The sequence below is a fragment of the Candidatus Bathyarchaeota archaeon genome (assembly GCA_026014725.1).
In the GTDB taxonomy this organism is placed as follows: domain Archaea; phylum Thermoproteota; class Bathyarchaeia; order Bathyarchaeales; family Bathycorpusculaceae; genus Bathycorpusculum.
This window is the reverse complement of sequence record JAOZHV010000020.1, coordinates 1-3,579: the sequence shown is the minus strand read 5'-3', so window position 1 is coordinate 3,579 and position 3,579 is coordinate 1. Positions and strand designations below refer to the sequence as shown.

The window sequence follows — 3,579 nt, the reverse complement described above, 5'->3', positions numbered from 1 at the left end:
TTAGCGACGGGTTATTGCGGGTTAGATTGCCATAACCTGTGGTTGAAGAATGTGGATGAGAGAGTCAGGCTTAAGAAGAAAACGGTTGATAATATCTATGTTCCCTACCTTGAAAAGTTGTTTGGGGAAAAAATAATTCGTGGGAGGAGCTATAGACGTGTCAAGTACCCTTAAAGAAGTCGGCGTGATAATTGGCGAAGCAAGTTCTAACGAGTTTTTCTTTTCGTCTAAACCCAGTGAAATGCCTTCTCGTTGGGAGTATTTGATGGCTTATTCGGACGAGGATCAAGAGGGCGTGGTTAAGCGAGTTGAAGTTGTGGCTCAGGTGGAAAGGGTTATTTCTGCTAGTCAAGCTTTGACGAAGGAGTTGGACTTTGACATTATCAAGAAGTTGATTGAGTCTGGGTTGGCTGACAGCAAGGTTTGGGGAAAAGCTCGAGTTCTAGGTTACCTCGCTGATAAGGGAGAGTTGCAGTTGCCAAAGAAGGCTGTAACGCCTGGGAAGCCTGTTTATGTTGCTCCCACTGAGTTACTTGAGAAATTCTACAACTATTCGCAAGCTGAGGCTATCCAGATTGGTAACTTGATTACTCGAAGCGAGGTTCCTGTGGCGTTGTCGATTAAGGGGTTCCGACGGCATTTGGCAGTGTTGGCGCAGACTGGTTCAGGGAAAACGTATTTGGCGGGTATTCTTGCGGATGAGTTGCTTGCTAAAGGCGGAACCGTGGTTATGTTGGATCCTCATGCTGACTACGTGTTTTTGGGGCGCGCTGCTGATGGTAAGCGTCATGAATTGTCGGATCGGATAACGGTTTTTAGGAATCCTGCGAGTACAGGTCGATATTCAGAAGGCGAAGTTGGTAGAATTTCGCCGTATGAAATCTGTTTTTCCGACTTGGATATCGATGAAATCTGTTTGATTGCTAACATTGGAAAGTCCATGACGAGTATTCGAGAGGGTCTTGAGCAGGCGTTTGAGTTTGTGAAAGCCGAAAAAGAGGTGTTTCAGCCAGAAGACCTTCTTGAAGAGTTGGATGCTTCTGATGAGTGGAAGGACCTTGAAGGTGACGTTAAGCGTAAGATTCCAGGGGCAAAGGCGGCTAAGAAGTACATTAAGCAGCTTGTGAAGATGCATGTTTTCACTTCTGCGTCAACCAGTATAGACGCGATGCTTAGGCCTCAGCATTTGTCTGTTGTGGATTTGTCAGGTTTGAGTGATGAAGTGGCAGATTACATTGCGTATAGTATTTTGACGGATATTTATGAGAGGGCTTCAAGCAACGAGTTAGAGTTTCCAGTTTTCATTTTTGTGGAAGAGGCACATCGGTTTATTCCCTGTGAGGGGCGGACTGATTCTAGCCGAATTATTAAGAAAATTGCGGCTGAGGGTCGGAAGTTCGGTGTCTTCTTGGTGGTTATCACTCAGCGGCCTTCAAAGATTCATCCTGATGCCTTAAGCCAATGTAACAGTCAAATTATCTTGCGGATAACTAATCCTGACGATCAAGTGGCGATCGCTAAGAGTTCAGAGCGGTTAGGGCAGACGTTGCTGAGTGATTTGCCTGGTTTGAATACGGGTGAAGCGGTGATTGTTGGCGAGATGACTCGTGCTCCAGTGATGGTCAAGATTAAGAAGCGGCGTACTAAGGAGGGCGGCAGCGACATTGATATCGTGGCTAAGATGAAGGCTGCCATCGAAAAGGCGAGTCAAGAGACCGCTGAGAACGAGAGTAGCCGTTTGAGAAGTGAACTGCAGGGTTTTATGACTGATTCAGAGTAGGAGACCTCGTAAATGGTTAGAGTTGCACATTTAAGTGATACGCATCTTGGTTACAAGCAGTATGGCTTGGAAGAAAGAGAGCGTGACATCTACAGCTGTCTTGAAGAAATCGGGGAAAAAATCTTAGAGGCGCACGTTGATATTGTTGTTCACACGGGAGACCTTTTTGATTCGCCTAGGCCGACGCCTCAGGCTTATCGCGCATTCAAAAAGTTTCTGAAAAAGATTGGGGGAAAGACTAAGGTTTTCGCGGTTTTAGGTGATCATGATAGACCTAAGAGTCAGGGGTTGGCGCCTCAATGCTTGTTTGATGACCAAATTCAAATTTTAGGAGTAAATTGGAGCGCCCAGCAGCAGGTCCTTTCTGTGGGTGGACGAGATGTTATGGTTGCAGGGCTGTCCAACGTGAGTCGAACCTACCGTGCAATCATGCAGGAAGAGTTGAAGAAGCTTGCAGCCCTTGATTTAAGCGGCAAAGTTGCTGTTCTGCTCTTGCATGAGGGTATAGACAGGTTTCTTCCCTACGAAGGCGCTTTTGAGCTTGGGTTAGATGATGTTCCTAAGAATTTTGATTATGTTGCCATGGGGCACTTGCATTCTCGCATTAAGGCTTCAGTGGGCAGGGGTGAATTGGCGTATCCGGGTTCCAGCGAGATCATCAGCCGAAGCGAAGTTGATGAGTGGAGGAAAAATGGCAAAGGCTTTTTCATAGTTGATGTGGAACAGGGCAGGGTTGATGTACAACCTGTTAATCTTGAATGTATAAGGCATCAGCTTGAGGTCAAATTGAAGTATTCGTGTTTAGACGAAGAGCTTGAGCGTTTCGTGAAGTCGCTTGGTGGTTTTGAGAAGAAGCCTCTTGTTCATGTCAAGATTGAAGGAAAAAACATCGATAGGCAAAGTGTCTATTCAGCTTTGAATGAGCGTTTGGCAGGTTTCGTTTTGCAGTTTAGGCAGGAGTTTCTTGATGAAGCTGTGGAGCAGCTTCCAGAAGTTAAGTCTGGTGCTTTCCAAGTTAGTCAGGTGATTCAGGAATACTTCAAGGAGCCTGCGGTTTCAGGTTTAGCGTTGGAGCTTTGGCGTCACCTTCGGTTAGGTGATGTTGAGGAAGCCAAAGTTGTTGCAGAAGACTATTATCAACGGGAGACTCCAGCATGATTCTGACCCAGATTACCCTTGAAGACTTCATTTCCCATAAGAAGTCGCAGATTGATTTTGGCTACGGCATAAACATAATCGTTGGGCCGAATGGAGCAGGCAAAACCTCGATTTTGGATGGCATAAGCTTTGCCCTTTTCAACGACTCTGAAAATCGGGGGAAAAAGGAGAACCTGATAAATTCTAAGGCTAAAAAATGTAAGGTTGCTCTCGGTTTTACTGAGGCCGGCGTCGCCTACACTGTGGAGCGTTCGTTGGAGCGTAACAGGGTTCCAGTTTGTAATTTCTATCAAATTGTGGATGGAAAGAAACTAATCAAATCGACTACGGCTCGAGCGTCTGACGAAGAGATCAGGCGGGTTCTGGCTCTTGACAAGAACATGTTTCTGCAGTCGATTTATGTGCGGCAGGGCGAGATTGAGGCGCTGGTCAATGCAAAGCCGGCGGAAAGAAAAGAGTTGATCTCCAAACTGCTTGGCGTCGAGGACTTAGAGCGCGCTTGGAACGGAATGAAAGAGGTCATTGAGGTTTATCGTGACAAGAAAAGCTCTTTTGAAGGTGCTCTAAAACGCCAGCCCGAAGTGGAAAAAGAAAAAGCTGAGGCTGAATCTGGCGTTAAGCGCCTTGAAGCGCTGCTTGGA

At 46.3% G+C, this 3,579-nt stretch carries 3 protein-coding genes; all 3 read left to right on the top strand.

Annotated features, from left to right (window positions below):
* The first annotated feature begins 157 nt into the window (after window positions 1-157).
* Window positions 158-1,780: an ATP-binding protein gene (locus tag NWE95_02445; GenBank protein ID MCW4002754.1), complete on the top strand. Its 1,623-nt coding sequence runs from the start codon at window positions 158-160 to the stop codon at window positions 1,778-1,780.
* Between the two features lie 12 nt (window positions 1,781-1,792).
* Window positions 1,793-2,938: a DNA repair exonuclease gene (locus NWE95_02440; protein ID MCW4002753.1), complete on the top strand. Its 1,146-nt coding sequence runs from the start codon at window positions 1,793-1,795 to the stop codon at window positions 2,936-2,938.
* Window positions 2,935-3,579 (top strand): SMC family ATPase (locus tag NWE95_02435; GenBank protein ID MCW4002752.1); only part of this gene is annotated, 645 nt, incomplete at its 3' end. The genes NWE95_02440 and NWE95_02435, both read left to right, overlap by 4 nt.

Excerpts from the sequence above, each read along its gene's own strand:
- NWE95_02440 (MCW4002753.1), top strand. The coding sequence starts at position 1,793 with ATGGTTAGAGTTGCACATTTAAGTGATACGCATCTTGGTTACAAGCAG.